Annotated in this window: 15 protein-coding genes; 10 read left to right on the top strand and 5 right to left on the bottom strand. The window is 60.8% G+C overall.

The genetic code is table 11. The features are described 5' to 3' along the window. Nucleotides 1-97 precede the first annotated feature (97 nt). On the bottom strand, nt 98-1,030 hold the full coding sequence (gene argC, locus ACSQ22_RS02585; RefSeq protein ID WP_436129337.1) for an N-acetyl-gamma-glutamyl-phosphate reductase: 933 nt from the start codon (nt 1,028-1,030) through the stop codon (nt 98-100). Between the two features lie 215 nt (nt 1,031-1,245). On the opposite strand from argC, the gene sucC reads away from it, so the two are divergent. From sucC to tfpZ, 9 genes are all read left to right on the top strand, one after another. Continuing rightward, the gene (gene sucC / locus ACSQ22_RS02590; protein ID WP_436129338.1) at nt 1,246-2,406 is read left to right on the top strand and encodes an ADP-forming succinate--CoA ligase subunit beta; all 1,161 of its coding nucleotides are present in this window, start codon (nt 1,246-1,248) and stop codon (nt 2,404-2,406) included. 15 nt (nt 2,407-2,421) lie between these two features. Then, nucleotides 2,422-3,318, top strand: a complete 897-nt coding sequence (sucD, locus tag ACSQ22_RS02595; protein ID WP_056056609.1) for a succinate--CoA ligase subunit alpha — start codon at nt 2,422-2,424, stop codon at nt 3,316-3,318. Between the two features lie 358 nt (nt 3,319-3,676). After that, the gene (locus ACSQ22_RS02600) at nt 3,677-6,307 is read left to right on the top strand and encodes a CHASE2 domain-containing serine/threonine-protein kinase (protein ID WP_436129339.1); all 2,631 of its coding nucleotides are present in this window, start codon (nt 3,677-3,679) and stop codon (nt 6,305-6,307) included. Nucleotides 6,308-6,324: 17 nt separating this feature from the next. Beyond that, nucleotides 6,325-7,113: a Stp1/IreP family PP2C-type Ser/Thr phosphatase gene (locus ACSQ22_RS02605; RefSeq protein ID WP_121421578.1), complete on the top strand. Its 789-nt coding sequence runs from the start codon at nt 6,325-6,327 to the stop codon at nt 7,111-7,113. A 44-nt stretch (nt 7,114-7,157) separates the two neighbouring features. Beyond that, the gene (locus tag ACSQ22_RS02610) at nt 7,158-7,811 is read left to right on the top strand and encodes an FHA domain-containing protein (RefSeq protein WP_436129340.1); all 654 of its coding nucleotides are present in this window, start codon (nt 7,158-7,160) and stop codon (nt 7,809-7,811) included. 63 nt (nt 7,812-7,874) lie between these two features. Next, a complete protein-coding gene (locus ACSQ22_RS02615) occupies nt 7,875-10,136 on the top strand; it encodes a CHASE2 domain-containing protein (RefSeq protein WP_436129341.1) in 2,262 nt (753 codons plus the stop codon). A 12-nt stretch (nt 10,137-10,148) separates the two neighbouring features. Further along, nucleotides 10,149-10,940 (top strand): 3',5'-cyclic-nucleotide phosphodiesterase, encoded by a 792-nt coding sequence (locus ACSQ22_RS02620; protein WP_436129342.1) that lies wholly within the window; start codon nt 10,149-10,151, stop codon nt 10,938-10,940. 206 nt (nt 10,941-11,146) lie between these two features. After that, complete coding sequence (locus ACSQ22_RS02625) at nt 11,147-11,698, top strand: pilin (protein ID WP_436129343.1); 552 nt, start codon at nt 11,147-11,149, stop codon at nt 11,696-11,698. A 141-nt stretch (nt 11,699-11,839) separates the two neighbouring features. Further along, nucleotides 11,840-12,628: a TfpX/TfpZ family type IV pilin accessory protein gene (tfpZ, locus tag ACSQ22_RS02630; RefSeq protein WP_436129344.1), complete on the top strand. Its 789-nt coding sequence runs from the start codon at nt 11,840-11,842 to the stop codon at nt 12,626-12,628. 13 nt (nt 12,629-12,641) lie between these two features. Here the strand turns inward: tfpZ and moaC are convergent, their stop codons facing one another. Further along, nucleotides 12,642-13,145, bottom strand: a complete 504-nt coding sequence (moaC, locus tag ACSQ22_RS02635) for a cyclic pyranopterin monophosphate synthase MoaC (protein WP_436129345.1) — start codon at nt 13,143-13,145, stop codon at nt 12,642-12,644. A 100-nt stretch (nt 13,146-13,245) separates the two neighbouring features. Here moaC and ACSQ22_RS02640 point away from each other — a divergent pair, with 100 nt between their 5' ends. Continuing rightward, nucleotides 13,246-14,805, top strand: a complete 1,560-nt coding sequence (locus ACSQ22_RS02640) for a M48 family metalloprotease (protein WP_436129346.1) — start codon at nt 13,246-13,248, stop codon at nt 14,803-14,805. On the opposite strand, the gene ACSQ22_RS02645 is transcribed toward ACSQ22_RS02640, so the two are convergent. The 3 genes from ACSQ22_RS02645 to ACSQ22_RS02655 all read right to left on the bottom strand — a co-directional run bounded on the left by ACSQ22_RS02645 (nt 14,773) and on the right by ACSQ22_RS02655 (nt 16,484). After that, nucleotides 14,773-15,126: a phage holin family protein gene (locus ACSQ22_RS02645; protein ID WP_055394559.1), complete on the bottom strand. Its 354-nt coding sequence runs from the start codon at nt 15,124-15,126 to the stop codon at nt 14,773-14,775. The genes ACSQ22_RS02640 and ACSQ22_RS02645 overlap by 33 nt on opposite strands. Before the next feature lie 86 nt (nt 15,127-15,212). Beyond that, nucleotides 15,213-15,671, bottom strand: a complete 459-nt coding sequence (locus tag ACSQ22_RS02650) for a hypothetical protein (protein WP_436129347.1) — start codon at nt 15,669-15,671, stop codon at nt 15,213-15,215. Nucleotides 15,672-15,749: 78 nt separating this feature from the next. Next, complete coding sequence (locus tag ACSQ22_RS02655; protein WP_055394555.1) at nt 15,750-16,484, bottom strand: TerC family protein; 735 nt, start codon at nt 16,482-16,484, stop codon at nt 15,750-15,752. Nucleotides 16,485-16,564: the final 80 nt, after the last annotated feature.

A 16,564-nucleotide genomic window follows, 5' to 3' on the forward strand; every position in this document is an offset into this window, starting at 1 on the left:
AACCATTCCGCCAGGGACGCCCACAGAAAAAACGCGCCAGGTCTGGCGCGTCGAAAACCTGCTGGGCAGACAGGAGGGTGGGGAAACCCGTAGCGGTTCAGAGACCGAGCATCAGCTGCAGGTTCTGCACTGCGGCGCCGCTGGCACCTTTGCCCAGGTTGTCCAGGCGCGCGATGACCACGGCCTGCCGGTATTGCTCGTTGGCAAACACGCGCAGCTCCAGCTTGTTGGTGTCGGTCAGCGTGTCGGCGGCGAGCTTCAAATCATCGGTGGGCGGCAGTACGCTGACCCACTGCTCGGGCGTGTTGGTGCGGCGGTAGTGACCGGCCAGCGCGTCGTGCAGGTCGCTGGCCTTGGGGGCGCCGGGCAGCAGGTCCAGATGCAGCGGCAACTGCACCAGCATGCCCTGGCGGAAGTTGCCCACGGCGGGGATGAACACCGGGCGGCGTGTGAGGCCGGTGTAGCGCAGGATCTCGGGGATGTGCTTGTGCGTCAGGCCCAGGGCGTAGGCCTCATACGGCGCTGCAGTGCCTGCCTCGTACGCTTCGATCATGGTGCGGCCGCCGCCGGAATAGCCCGACACCGAAGGCAGGCTCAAAGGGTAGTCCGCAGGGATCAGGCCGGTGTCCACCAGCGGGCGCAGCATGGCAATCGCGCCCGTGGCGTAGCAGCCGGGGTTGGAGACACGGGTGGCGTCGCGCACCGCCTGCGCCTGCGATGCAGCGAGTTCTGGAAACCCGTACACCCAGCCATCGGCCGTGCGGTGGGCCGTGCTGGCGTCGATCACCTTGACCTTGCGGCCCGAGCTGCGCTCGATCTCGTCCACCATGGCCACGGTGTCGCGCGCTGCATCGTCGTGCAGGCACAGCACCACCAGGTCGACCCCCGCGATCAGGTCGCGCTTGGCGGCCGGGTCTTTGCGCAACTCGGGCGCAATGCTGACCAGCTCGATCTGCGGCATGGCCTGCAGGCGCTCGCGGATCTGCAGGCCCGTGGTACCGGCTTCGCCATCGATAAAGACTTTGGACATGGAGGTGCTCCTGCAAAAAGGCGGCAGCGGCTGCCGGAATAGAAAAGAGAAAAAGGGGGGATGGAAAGGCTACCAGCCCAGCCCAGGGTGTAAGTTAGGCACAAGGATGGTGCGTTGCAACATGATACAGTCGCGGGTTGCCATGTCCCAAGCCCGCGGCCAGACATCTGTTCATGGTAAACGGGTAACTACCACCCTTCCCTGAGAGAGACCTCATGAAGATTCACGAATACCAAGGCAAGGAAATCTTGCGCAATTTTGGTGTGCCCGTTCCGCGTGGCATTCCCGCATTCACGGTGCAAGAAGCCGTTGAAGCAGCCCAGAAGCTCGGCGGCCCCGTGTGGGTGGTCAAGGCCCAGATCCACGCCGGTGGCCGTGGCAAGGGCGGCGGCGTGAAGGTTGCCAAGACCATTGACGATGTGAAGGCACGCGCCAGCGACATCCTGGGCATGCAGCTGGTTACGCACCAGACCGGCCCCGAAGGCCAGAAGGTCCGCCGCCTGTACATCGAAGACGGCGCCGACATCAAGAACGAACTGTATGTGTCGCTGGTCACCGACCGCGCCACGCAAAAGGTCGCCCTGATCGCTTCGAGCGAAGGCGGCATGGACATCGAGGAAGTGGCCCACTCCACGCCCGAGAAGATCATCACCGAGATGATCGACCCGCTGACCGGCATCACCGAAGCGCAGAGCCGCAAGGTGGCAGCAGCCATCGGCCTGACCGGCGCTTCCATCGACCAGGCCGTGGACATCTTCGCCAAGATCTACAAGTGCTACATGGACACCGATGCGTCGCTGGTGGAAATCAACCCGCTGAACTGCGACTCCAAGGGCAACCTGATGGCCCTGGACGCGAAGTTCAACTTTGACGCCAACGCGCTGTTCCGTCACCCCGAAATCGTGGCCTTCCGCGATCTGGACGAAGAAGATCCAGCCGAAGTCGAAGCCTCCAAGTTCGACCTGGCCTACATCAGCCTGGACGGCAACATCGGCTGCCTGGTGAACGGCGCTGGCCTGGCCATGGCCACCATGGACACCATCAAGCTGTTCGGCGGCGAGCCCGCCAACTTCCTGGACGTGGGCGGCGGTGCCACCCCCGAGAAGGTCACCGAAGCCTTCAAGATCATGCTCAAGAACCCCAAGGTCGAAGGCATTTTGGTCAACATCTTCGGCGGCATCATGAAGTGCGACACCATCGCCACCGGCGTGATCACCGCTTGCAAGGCCGTGAACCTGAACGTGCCGCTGGTCGTGCGCATGAAGGGCACGAACGAAGAGCTGGGCAAGAAGATGCTGGCCGAGTCCGGCCTGCCCATCATCGCTGCAGACACCATGGCCGAAGCTGCGACCAAGATCGTTGCTGCCGTCAAGTAAGCCCGGAGAACACACATGTCGATCTACATCAACAAAGACACCAAGGTCATCACCCAGGGCATCACGGGCAAGACTGGCCAGTTCCACACCGAAAAGTGCCAGGAATACGCGAACGGCAAGAACTGCTTCGTGGCGGGCGTGAACCCCAAGAAGGCGGGCGAGTCGATCTTCAACATCCCGATCTACGCCTCCGTCAAGGAAGCCGCCCAGCAGACCGGTGCCACCGTGTCGGTGATCTATGTGCCGCCCGCAGGCGCTGCGGACGCGATCTGGGAAGCTGTCGAAGCCGACCTGGACATGGCCATCTGCATCACCGAAGGCATTCCGGTCAAGGATATGCTGATGGTGCGCAACAAGATGAAGGCCAAGGAAGCCGCAGGCGGCAAGAAGACGCTGCTGCTGGGCCCCAACTGCCCTGGCCTGATCACGCCTGACGAAATCAAGATCGGCATCATGCCCGGTCACATCCACCGTAAGGGCCGTATCGGTGTGGTGTCCCGCTCGGGCACGCTGACGTACGAAGCCGTGGCCATGTTGACCGAAGTCGGTCTGGGTCAATCGAGCGCCGTGGGCATTGGTGGCGACCCCATCAACGGCCTCAAGCACATCGACGTGATGAAGGCTTTCAACGACGATCCAGACACCGACGCCGTGATCATGATTGGCGAAATCGGCGGTCCTGACGAAGCCGAAGCCGCCCAGTGGTGCAAGGCCAACATGAAGAAGCCTATCGTGGGCTTCATCGCTGGCGTGACGGCCCCTCCCGGCAAGCGCATGGGCCACGCTGGCGCGCTGATCTCTGGCGGTGCCGACACGGCCGACGCCAAGCTGGCCATCATGGAAGAGTCGGGCTTCATCATCACCCGCAATCCTTCGGAACTGGGCAAGCTGCTCAAGGCCCAGCTGAAGTAAATCTCGCTGCGCCGGTCCGCGTCACCGCGGACACCTCGGGCTTGAGGGCTCGCAGAGGAAGGCGAATTCCAAAAAAAGCGCCCAGAACCAACGTTCCGGGCGCTTTTTGCATGGGAAGACCAAAGTGTGCCTGGGTGGCTCGTCGCGTTAGGGTGACAAAAATGGCACACCCGATTCACGCATCCTGCCTGCCCCGACAAGAACCGCCATCGAATCCTCGATGAACCACCCGTCGCACGCGGTTGGGGGTCACACCAAGCCCCCTGGCGCCCCGGCTTAAATATTGCTTTGAACAGCTCTCAATACAGAGAGTGGAATATCAGCAGTGGGACGAACAACCTCGGGGCGGTGGCTTGGCATGTGGCGTACCGATGGTTTGCGGGGCGCATTGGCTGCGGCGGTGCTGGTTGCACTGTGCGCAGCCACGGGTCTGTTCCAGTGGCTGGAGTACCGCGTGTATGACGCTGCGACCAGCATCCACACGCCAGCCCCGCTACCTGAAATTGCCATCATTGGCATCGACGATGCCACCCTTGAAAGCTTGGGCAACGGCCCCTGGTCTCGGGATGTCTACGCCAAGTTGATCGACCAGCTTTCGGCGGCTGGCGCCAAGACTATTGTCCTGACCCCGTCTTTTGCCGAACCCCAGTCCGACCGTGGCCTTGCCTACCTTCGCAAAATGCGGGACACGATGGCGCGGGCGGGGGACACATCCCCGCTGGCGACGGAGTTGAGCCGCACCGTAGACGAGGCGGAGAAGGCTCTGGATTCTGACGCGCGCCTGGCCGCCAGCATCCAACGGGCCGGCAACGTATTCCTGGCTTCGCGCTACACCCTGGCGGGCGGTGCCCGCACGCCGCTGCCCGCCTATGCGCACCGCAGCGTTTTGCCGAACCCTGCGAGCTTTGCGATCCCCGCCACATCGGCGCAAAACCCGGTAGCCGGGATCGGTTCGGTGGCGGCAGGCGTTGGTCATCTTTCGGTCGCCCTGGACGAAGATGGTCACCTTCGCGGCATTCCCCTCCTGCTGCGGTACGACGACGTCGGCGTGCCCTCCTTGGCCTTGCTCGCGGCGAGGCACAGTCTGCATCTGGGCCAAAACGAACTGCGGGTTCAGACGGAGCCTCAGGGCATTCGCATGGGTGGGCTGCACGTTATGACCGACGGTTCGGCGGTGATGCATCCGCGATTTCACGCGGCGCCGGACGGTGCCTCCGCATTCCCTGTGGTGTCTTTTGCCCAGGTATCCAGCGGCAAGATTCCGCCGCAGGACTTCAAGGACAAAGTGGTACTCGTGGGTGAGACAAGCAACGCGCTGGTCACCCCGTGGGTCCAGTCCAGCGCGCGCACGATGTATCCCGTGGAGATGCTGGCGCAAACGCTGTCGGCCATACGGCTGGGCCTCGGGGTGCAACGGCCTGAGTGGGTATGGACGGTGTCCTGGGGCAGTGTAATGGGAGCATTGCTCTTTGTTGCGCTGGCCCTTCCGAGACTCTCTCGTCCAGCCGGTGGAGTGCTGGGCGCAGGGCTCCTGCTCCTGCTCGCCGCCACTGAGTGGGGCCTGCTGCGTTACGCAGGGCTCTGGATTCCTTTGGCGCCCGGCGTGCTGGCTTTGTTGGGAGGCATCACAGCCTTTGCCGTGCTGGGCAAGCTCAGCGCAAGAGGTACACCCCCATCAGCGGAAACCGCCGAAACCGATCGCATGATGGGGCTTGCGCTGCAAGGACAGGGCCAATTGGACATGGCCTTCGAGCGCTTGCGCCGAGTGCCGCCCAGCGATGCCCTGATGGACAACCTGTACCACCTGGCTCAGGACTTTGAGCGCAAGCGCAACTTTGCCAAGGCCAAGTCCGTCTACAAGCACATCCTGCAGCACAACAAGGGATACAAGGATGCCCATGCACGGTACAAGCGTGTGCGGGCGCACTTGCAGAAGGAAACTGGCGCCCCGTCCAGCACACCCGCATCGATTCCCCCCACCCCAGCGCCGCGCCTGCCAGGTGATGCCGCAACCGGCATACCGATGCTGGGCCGCTATCAGATAGACAGGGAGATTGGCAAAGGGGCGATGGGCGTGGTCTACCTGGGAAGAGACCCAAAGATTGGACGCGTGGTTGCCATCAAGACCCTGGCGCTCGGCGAAGAGTTCGAGGGCGACGCACTCGTCGATGCCAGAGCCCGGTTCTTTCGCGAGGCAGAAACAGCGGGGCGCCTGCAGCACCCCTGCATCGTGACGATCTTTGATGCTGGCGAGGAACACGATCTGGCCTACATCGCCATGGAGTTCCTCAAGGGCGCAGACCTGGCGCGGGCCTGCCATGCTGGGCATCTTCTACCGGTGGCCACGGTGCTTTCCATCGGAGCACGCGTTGCCGAGGCGCTGGACTACGCCCACGCACACAACGTGGTGCACCGCGACATCAAGCCTGCCAACATCATGTTCGACGCCGCCACGGATGCCGTGAAGGTGACGGATTTTGGCATTGCACGCATCACGGATTCCAGCAAGACACGCACAGGACTGGTTCTGGGAACCCCGAGTTTCATGTCACCGGAACAACTCGCAGGCAAGAAGGTAGATGGCCGGTCAGACCTCTACTCATTGGGTGTCACGTTGTTTCAGCTGCTGACGGGCTCGCTGCCGCTGCGCGGGGAGTCAATGACGGAGCTGATGCACAAAATCGCCAACACGGAGGCGCCCGACATTCGGCAGCTGCGTCCCGAGCTTTCCCCCGCCGTGGCGCGCGTGGTGGCCCAGGCCCTTCAGAAACGCCCGGAGGCCCGGTACCAGACTGGCCGGCAATTTGCCGCCGACCTGCGGCAGGCGGGCGTGGCAGCCGGACAGGCGGGATCGCCGGAGCCGGGAGCAGTCGTCTATGATGCGGACCGCGATGCAACAGGGCATGAAATGGCGGATTTTCAGAGAACCGTGATGGAGCAACCCGCTGGGCGGGGCGCGGCATCCCCGCCGATTTCAGGCGCCCGATGACGCTCGCCCCAACATCCATGACCTACGAATTTTTCGCACGCACCGACAAAGGCCGCGTGCGCACCAACAACGAAGATGCGGTGGCGGTCGACCGGGATGCTCAGGTCGCCATCCTCGCTGATGGCATGGGCGGATACAACGCTGGTGAAGTGGCAAGCGGCATGGCCACCACTTTCATCCGCACCGAGATGGCCCGCTGGTTGGGGCAGGCCGGCAGCACTCCCCAATCGACCGACGTGCGGCGAGCCCTGGAGATCTGCGTCGAGAACGCCAACCATGCCATTCTGGGTGCCTCGCTTTCCAACCCCCAATATGCGGGAATGGGCACCACGCTGGTGGTCGGGGTTTTCCACGGCAGCCGCCTCATCCTCGGACATATTGGCGACTCCCGCTGCTATCGCCTGCGCGATGGCACCCTGCAACAGATCACACGCGACCACTCCTGGCTCCAGGAACAGGTTGATGCCGGCCTGCTTACAGCGCAGCAAGCCGCGCTGTCGTCCAATCGCAATCTCGTTACCCGTGCGCTGGGCGTAGAGCCCAATGTCATGATGGAAGTCAACGAGTTTCAGGTGGCCCCCAATGACTTGTTCCTAATGTGTTCAGACGGCCTCACGGACATGGTCGCTGACTCAGACTTGGCGGAGCTGGTGCGAACACCACTGCCTTTGGAGGAAAAAGCCACATTGCTCATCGACACCGCCAATGCGAACGGTGGGCGTGATAACGTCAGCGTACTGCTGGTGCAAGCGGCTGCGGGGGGCAAGAAACGCGGCCTTATGTCCCGATTGCTAGGGGCCGCGTAAGTGGCGCCGACTACAACAATTACTCATCACATCAGGAGTGGATCATGCCCAGAATGATCGTTTCAATCGACGGGGTTGTCATCAAGGAAGTGCAACTGACCAAAGAGCGCACTACGCTCGGCCGCCGCCCTTACAACGACATCGTGATCGATAACCTCGCCGTGAGCGGCGAACATGCCGTCATTCACATGGCAGGCCAGGATGTGGAAATTGAAGACCTGGGGAGCACCAACGGCACCTACGTCAACGCCAAGGCTGTCAAGCGCCAAGAACTGCGCAATGGCGATACCGTTGAGGTGGGCAAGTACAAGATCCGTTTCCTGCACGAGGCTGAAGGGCAAAACTTCGAGAAGACCATGATCTTCAAACCGGGAATGGTGCCTCCGTTGGGCACGGCCTCCCGGCCTGCCCCGCTGGGTGCTGCCGCTGCCCCGCCCATCTCAGGGGTCATCCGTGTGATGTCTGGTGCCGCTGCGGGGCGGGAAGTGTCGCTGCAAAAGGTGGTTACCACCATCGGCAAACCTGGCGTTGCCGTGGCCTCCATTACTAAGCGGCATCAGGGCTTTGTGCTGGCCCATGTCGAGGGCCCCGACATGCCTCTGCTCAATGGTGCTTCCATCGGCACATCTCCTGTACCTCTCAAACACGGTGATCGGCTGGAGTTGGCAGGTACGGAGATGCAGTTCGAACAAAGCTGACGGCCGCATCCGGGCCTCGCGCCCCATCTGGCAATTTATCTGCCGACCTTGTCGCCGGAACCCATGCAATCCAGACTTTTGCATCTGTTCCGACGGCACGCTCGCCGCACGGCAGTCACCCTGATTCCGTTAGCGTTTGCACTGCTGCACATTTCAGGCGCCCTTCATCTCCAGGTGCTGGAGCGGCTCGAAAACATCATTTACGACACCCGGCTGCGTGCGACCATGCCGCGGACGCTGGATGAGCGTATCGTCATCGTCGATATTGACGAAAAAAGCCTTGATAGGGTGGGGCATTGGCCTTGGGGACGGGACAAGCTTGCTGCTTTGACGCAAGAGCTGTTTGAACGGCAACAGGTCGCGCTGGTGGGGTTCGACGTCCTCTTCGCCGAAGCAGACGGAAGCTCAGGCCTCGCAAACCTGGAGCGGTTGGCCAAAGGGCCTTTGCGGGCGCAGACAGGCTTCAAGGAACAACTGGCGCGCCTGGCTCCCGCTCTGGACTACGACGCACTCTTTGCCCACGCTCTGCAAGGCCGACCGGCGGTTCTTGGGTACTACTTCACCAGTGACCGGGACGGTAGAACAAAAGGCGTTCTACCCCCTCCTGCCTTGCCCACTGAAAGACTTCGTGGTCTCGCATTGCGGGCCACCTCCTGGGGTGGATACGGCAGCAACATTGAAAAACTGGCCAATGCTGTGCCTGCTGCGGGTTTTTTCAACTCGGTTACCGATGACGATGGCGTTGTCCGTTCCCTTCCTCTCCTTGCGGAGCACCAGGGAAAGTACTACGAATCCTTGGCGCTTGCGATGTTTCGCACGCTGCTTGGCTTGCCGGAAGTACATCCCAACTATGTCAGCGCCGCCCCCCAAGGCACCCACGACACCTTGCACAGCATCGTGCTGCGCCAGGATGGCCGCGAACTTGCGCTGCCTGTAGACGACCGGCTAGCAACACTCATACCCTTTCGCGGCCCCGGCGACGTGAGCGGAGGGTCATTCCGCTATGTTTCCGCGTCGGATGTACTAGAGGGCAAACTGCCTGCCAACAACCTGCAAGGCCAACTGATTCTGGTGGGCTCAACAACCCCCGGTCTGCTCGACCTGCGCGTAACCCCCGTAGGCCGAACCTATCCCGGCGTGGAAACCCACGCCAACATGCTGTCCGCCTTTCTCGATGGCAAAAGTATCGTGCGACCGGACTACGCGGTAGGCTTTGACGCTGCACAACTGCTCTGCGCAGGTGTTTTGCTGGCCCTCGCCCTGCCCGCGCTGTCAGCCACCTACGCGGTGCTTCTCAGCCTGGGGGTGGTTGCAGCGCTGGCAGGCCTCAACCTGTGGCTTTATCTCGCCCAAGGCTTGGCAATGCCACTGGCGACGGTAATCGTGATGGCGGTACTGGCATTCGCGCTCAACATGGTCTACGGCTACTTTGTGGAAAGCCGATCCAAGCGGGAACTGGCTGCACTGTTTGGCACTTACGTGCCACCCGAGTTGGTGGACGAGATGGTCAAGCAGCCCGAAAACTACAGCATGCAGGCCACCAGCCGCGAACTGACCGTCATGTTCTGCGACATGCGGGGGTTCACCGCCATGTCAGAGCAGATGGAGCCCCTGCAGCTGCAAGCCCTGCTCAACGACGTGTTCAGCCAGTTGACCCACATCATTCGCAGCCACAGAGGCACCATCGACAAGTACATGGGGGACTGCGTCATGGCGTTTTGGGGAGCGCCGGTGCCCACCGCAGAACACGCGCAACTGGCAGTGCAGGCAGCGCTGGACATGGAGCGTGCGGTAGAGCAGATCAACCTGTTGCACCGAGAGCGCGGGCTCCCCGAGATTGGTATCGGGATTGGCCTGAATACCGGCACCATGTGCGTGGGCGACATGGGTTCGGACATCCGACGCAGTTACACGGTCATTGGTGACGCGGTCAACTTGGGATCACGCCTGGAAGGCTTGTCCAAACACTATGGCGTGCGCACCGTGGTGAGTGAATCCACCCATGCCCAGGCACCGGATTTCATCTGGCAAGAGCTGGACCTGGTGCGCGTCAAGGGCAAAGCCCAGGCTGTGGCTATCTATTCGCCAGTTGCCCCGCTGCAGACCGGAATGCCGCGCAAAGTGGAGGAATTGTCCATATGGAAACACTTCCTGGACGCCTATCGCGCCCAGGACTGGGCACAATGCGGCAAACTGCTGGTGAACTTACAGCAAACTACCGCGCCCTCCACCCTCTACGAACTGTATGCCGCCCGAGTACAAACCTTGCAAGGGCAGAGCGTTAACCCCGGATGGGACGGCGCCACCAATTTCGACACCAAATAGACAGGTTGGCCCATGAAGGTTCGTGTGCTGGGCTGCTCCGGAGCCATCGCTAAAGATTGCCGGACTACGTCCTTCCTCATCGACGATAACATTCTGGTCGATGCGGGTACAGGCGTGGGCGACCTGACACTGGACGAAATGCGAAAGATCGACCATGTATTTCTTACCCATTCGCACCTGGACCATATTGCTGCGCTGCCGCTGATGTTGGATGCGGTGTCGTCGCTGCGCATTACACCTGTGATGATCTATGCATTGCCAGAAACCGTCGCAGCCCTGCAAACCCATGTGTTTAACAACATAATCTGGCCGAACTTCAGCGCGATACCGACGATAGAAAAGCCCTTTCTTCAGTACGCCCCCATCTTGGTCGGCCAGCAAATAGCGATTGGCAATCGCACCCTGGAGGTACTACCGGCTGTGCACACAGTGCCTGCGGTAGGGTATGCCTTGCGCGGAGATACGGGCTGGTGGGTTTTCAGTGGAGACACTGAGAGAAACCCAGCTTTCTGGGCCTGGGTCAACGCCATGCCGGTCAGTCAATTGATTATGGAAACGGCGTTTAGCAATCGAGAGCATGAACTGGCCGTCAGAAGTCTCCACCTTTCTCCGAACTCGCTCGCGATGGAACTCGCACAACTCCACACGAGCCGCAGCTTTCCCATCTACATCACCCACACAAAACCGTCAGAAACGGCACTGATCATGGATGAAATCCGGCACTTTGATGCCAACCCATCAACGGATCGTCTCCAAGTCCACGACATTCGGTGGCTGGAAGCAGGGCAAGTGTTTGAGCTGTAACGGATTTTTGGCGACAAGGACAGTTGGACAAAAATGTCACAAAAAGCGACATATGCGACAACTATCCAGCAAATACGCTATCCGTAGCGACACGGCTTCTGGTGGCGAAGCCCGAGTCAAGTTGGCACGCAATGTGCTGGTTGTTGCTTAACCTGGAGAGCTGTTCGACAGGTGCTAACTTGCAAACTGACCCCGAGGAGAATTTCATGAAGCGTACTCTGCAAAAAGGTTTTACCCTGATCGAACTGATGATCGTTGTGGCGATTATCGGTATTTTGGCTGCCGTTGCTCTGCCTGCTTACCAAGACTACACCATTCGCTCACGCGTGACGGAAGGACTGACTGTTGCTGGCGGAGCCAAGACGCTGATCGGTGACAGTTCTGCTACCCTGCCTGAGCTCAACGCTGCGGCAGACACTTGGAACGCACAGGCAGGCAATCTCGGTGCGGTCACCAAGTACGTTGCCAGCGTTTTGATCAACCGAGCCACGGGTGAAGTCACGATTACCTACAACCCCGCAAATATCGGTAGCATTCCCGCAGGCTCCAGCATGCGATTGACACCCTATATCGCCGGTACCAATGCTGCCGGAGCGCTACAGGTTGTACAGCTTGGTGCAAGTTTCGGTGCTGGCGTTACCGGCCAGGTTGATTGGGGCTGTGCCTCTGCGACCAACACGGTTGGCACAGCCCGTGGCCTGCCCGCATCTGCCGTGGGTACTTTGCCAGCCCGCTTTGCACCGAGCGATTGCCGGTAACCGTTCTAAGTATCATCGATACTTCAGGTGTCGATGAACACATCGACACGTCAAAAGGAGCCCCTTCGGGGGCTTTTTTTGTTTCAATGACATTTTCCGCTCGGACCCTCAGCCCAGCAAACTGAAAATCGGTGCAAAATTATGGATCATAGTCTGTCGTCACGTTACTCTTCGGCGCTGCTGCAACGGCTACGTGCTTCGGCCATTCACCTCATCGCTTCACTTGTGTTGGGAGGGATTGCTTTCTGGCTGGTTTTTTTCTGTTGGTTTCCTTATCCATATCGCATTATTTCAGGGGGGCAAAATCTTTTTTTACTCCTGGTTGGCGTCGATGTGGTGTTGGGCCCATGTCTAACTTTCGTTGTCTTCAATATCAAGAAGCCACGATTTGAGTTAGTAAAAGACATAGCACTTATCTCGTTGGTCCAGTTGAGCGCATTGATCTATGGATTGCTCTCTGTATATCAGTCCCGTCCCGTCTACTTAGTTCATGAGGTGGATCGATTTGTAGCTGTGACCGCTGCAGATATCGAACCTAATGATTTGATCAAAGCCCAACCAGCGTTTCAGAAACTGCCCTTCATGGGAGTTCAGCTGTTAGGATTGAGGGAGGCAACACTAGGTGAAGATCCACTGGAATCTCTGCAACTAGCGATGGCAGGCAAAGACAAGTCTTTGCGTCCGCAGTTTTGGCAAGCACTCAGTGATTCCAATATCCAAGCTATCCGTAACCGCGCACGACCGCTAGCGGACCTGTCCAGAAGATCCAGCGCTGATGGATCTGTTATCGATGCTTGGTTGGACAAGGAAAAGCGCTCGGTGGACTCTTTGGTGTATCTACCGCTAGCTGCACGAAAGTCGGTCTGGACTGTGGTAATGAAAGCAGACGACCTCGAAATCATTGGCTATCTGCCCTTGGACTCTTTCTAGGCAAAGCAATTGTTCACAGCGGGCCTCGCCAAGTCCCGCTCTTGCCTCCATGCTTCTCCTCAACCCGGACGCTAGTCACCACCATCTGCCTATCCACCGCCTTGCACATGTCATAAATTGTGAGCAAGGCGATTTGGACAGCGGTAAGGGCTTCCATTTCCACGCCAGTCTGCCCGAAAGTTTCTACTGTCGCAGAACAAAAGATGCCGCAAGCGCCTTGGTTTCGAGCGCTGGCCGTTTCGAACTCCAGCGCAACCCGCGTCAGCGCCAACGGATGACACAACGGAATCAAATCACTCGTCCTTTTGGCCGCCATGATTCCTGCAATGCGTGCAATTCCCAGCACGTCGCCTTTTTTGGCAGTCCCAGATTCGATCAAGGCCAAGGTTTCCGGCTGCATCTCGATGCGGCCGGTGGCGACGGCCACGCGGTGGGTGGCGGCCTTGGCGCCAACGTCCACCATGTGGGCTTGGCCTTGGGCATCGAAGTGGGTGAGGGGTGAGGCGGGGGTGGACATGGACAATGGAGCGAAACGTTTTTGGGGCGAAGGCATCATAAGGCGTTAGCCGTACCGGGCAACGCATGTGCATGGCCCTGAGGGTGGACAAAGGACCTTCGTGCAAAAATTTCAACAAAAATGGCTTGTAGCGCTTGTTCAGAAAGCGCTAACAGCTATAATTTTTATAGCAAACAGCATTTTGTACGCACCAGTGGCGAGTGCCCAGACGGCCTTGCCCACCCTCGGCGACCCCAGCGACCTCACCACCAGCGCCGAGCGCCGCCTGGGTGACCGCATCATCCGCGAACTCTACAGAGACCCCGACTACATCGACGACCCCGTCATTGCCGACTATGTGCAAGGTACCTGGCGCCCTTTGATGGCTGCCGCCAAGGCGCGTGGGGAGCTCTCGCCAGAGCTGGATGAGCGCTTCGCGTGGGAGATCCTGCTGGGGCGCGACCGCACGGTGAACGCGTTTGCGTTGCCGGGCGGCTATCTGGGCGTACACCTTGGCCTGATCGGGGTCGTTACCACCCGCGACGAGCTGGCCTCGGTGCTGGCCCACGAGCTCAGCCACGTCACCCAGCGCCACATCTCGCGCCTCATCACCCAGCAAAGCAAGCAGACGCCCCTGCTGCTGGGGGCGATGATTCTGGGCGCGCTGGCGGCCAGCAAGAATCCGGGCGCTACGCAGGCGCTGGTGGTGGGGGGGCAGGCGCTGGCCATGCAGAACCAGCTGAACTTTTCGCGCGACATGGAGCGCGAGGCGGACCGTATTGGCTATGGCCTGATGGCCCCCGCTGGGTTTGCACCGCAGGGCTTTGTCAGCATGTTCGACAAGCTCCAGCAGGCCAACCGGCTCAACGACAACGGTTCGTGGCCATATCTGCGCAGCCACCCGCTGACCACCGAGCGCATGGCAGACATGCATTCGCGCCTTCCGCCCGGAGAGGCCGCCGCAGCGGCCACAGTGCCATCGACCTTGGAACACGCCATGGTTGCAGCGCGTGCCCGGGTATTGGCCAACCCCGGCGTGGACACCTTGCGCCAGTGGATTGCCGAGCCGCAAGGTTCCGGTTTTGCAGCCCTGCCCGCCTCCCGGCGCGTGGGCGTGCTGTACGCGGCTGCGCTGGGCAGCAACCAGCTTCGAGACGCTGCAGGTGCACGCGCTGCCGCAAAGAAGCTGGAGGACCTGGTGCGCAATGATGCCGCTGCCCACCGACTGGCAAAGCTGCTCGCCGCCGAGATCGAACTGGCCGCTGGCGACGCTGCCGCCGCAGTCAACGCACTGGCTGCCGATGCGACCAACACCACCAGCAGCAACAACCGGCGCCCTGAACTGGTTTTGCGCACACAGGCCTTGCTGCGCGCCGGGCGCGCTGGTGAAGGAACCAGCGCCCTGCAGACCTGGGTGGCCACGCACCCCCGGGATGCGACGGCGTGGCAGCTTTTGGCGTCCACCTGGCAGGCCCAAGGCCAGGCACTGCGCGCAGTGCGCGCCGAGGCAGAGGCCCACGCCGCGCGCTATGACTATGCGGCTGCGGTAGACCGCTTCAAGGCGGGCCAAGATCTGGCACGGCGGGGTGGACCGCAGGTGGACCACATTGAGGCGTCCATCATCGACACCCGGCTGCGCGCGGTGGAGTCACTTCTTCGCGAACAGGCCGCCGAGCGCTGATTCAATCAGCACACCCAGCAGCGAATAGATCAGCGACCCGAGCAGCGCCGCGCCGAAGCCATTGACGTGGAACCCGTCCAGTACGCTGGCGGCGGCCCAGAACATGAGCGCGTTGATGACGAAGAGAAAAAGGCCGACGGTGACGATGGTGACCGGCAGCGTCAGCACCACCAGCACGGGCCGCAACACCACGTTGAACAGGCCAATGACAAAGGCCGCGATCAGCGCGGAGGTGAAGCTCTGCACTTCCACACCGCTGTAGACATAGGCCACAAACAGCAGCGATGCAGCGCTGAGAAGCCATTTCAGGAGGAGTTTCATGGCCGGAGAATAGCACCGGCCGGGGGAACCAAGAAATGCGCAAAGCGGGAGCCAAGCCCCTGGCAATCTGCCCCTGCGCTGACTGCTTATTCGAAAGCCAGCATCCACAACGCTCCGCAACCCGTGAGCAGGCTGCCCAGCGTTCCTGGCATTGGCGACCAGCCTTTGTCCGGGCGCACAGGCGCAGGCTCTTGTGCCATATTCGTCTTGGGCCGGCGCGCATCTACCACCTGGGCCGCGGAGGCGCCTGCAGCCTGCAGCTGATCGGTCAGCTCCGCCAGCGGCCCCTTGGCCAGTACGGTGGTCACTCTGTCTGTGGGCACCCGCAACGCGGGAAGGATCTGGGCAAACAGCTTGTCAGCCCACTTGGCGCGCCAGTTTTCACGGGCGCTGTGGCTCACCCACTTGCTGATGCGGTGGGTCATCCGGGGCGCGCAGGCCACCAGCACCCATTGTGTTCTGGCGGCCGCGTCGCGCGCGAACAAAGGTGCCAGCACCTGCTGCGCATAAACCGCGTCGTCTACATACACGATGACTCTGTCCATACCGACTCCCATTGAGGACCAAGGACAAAAGGGGGCATAGAGCCCCCTTTTGTAATGGTCGGTTCCGTATGCCTGCCTTTAGCCCTGCTGCTCGGCAGGTGCCGCCGCCGCGCGGCGCGCAACGATGATCTTGCCAGCCAGCAGAACCAGCAGCGCACCCGCCACGCTGGCACCGTACTTGATCATGTCTGTCTGTGGCAGTTTCAGCATCCACTGCCACTTGTCGGGGTTCGAGAAAGCAGGGTCCGTCACCAGCATGCCGCCAGCGATCCAGCCCAGCAGCATGCCGCCCGCCGTGATGATCATCGGGAAACGCTCCATGAGCTTGATGACCAGCTGGCTGCCCCAGACGATGATCGGGATAGAGATCAGAAGGCCCAGCACGACCAGCAGGAACTGGTGCTCGCCCGCATTCTGCGCAGCGCCCGCAATGGCGATCACGTTGTCCACGCTCATCACCAGGTCGGCCACGATGATGGTCTTGATGGCGGCCAGCAGCTTGTCGCTGCCTTGCACGTCGCCGTGGCCCTCTTCATCGGGAGCCAGCAGTTTGACGCCAATCCACACCAGCAACAGCGCGCCCACGAACTTGAGGAACGGCAGCGCCAGCAGGGTCATCGCAAAGGCGATCAGGATCACACGCAGAACAATGGCCCCGGCAGTGCCCCAGATGATGCCCTTGGTACGCTGGGCCGGAGGCAGCTTGCGGCAGGCCAGCGCGATGACCACCGCGTTGTCGCCGCCCAGCAAGATGTCGATGATGATGATCTGGCCGAGTGCGAGCCAGAATTCGGGCGAAGCCAAAAAGTCCATAAATTCCTCAGTATCAATACACGCGAAGGGGGAGTTCGCCGCCACTGTAGCGCCGAGTCCACCCATGGGATAAAGGGCCT

This window comes from Acidovorax sp. LjRoot38 (genome assembly GCF_964252975.1).
GTDB lineage: Bacteria > Pseudomonadota > Gammaproteobacteria > Burkholderiales > Burkholderiaceae_C > Acidovorax > Acidovorax facilis.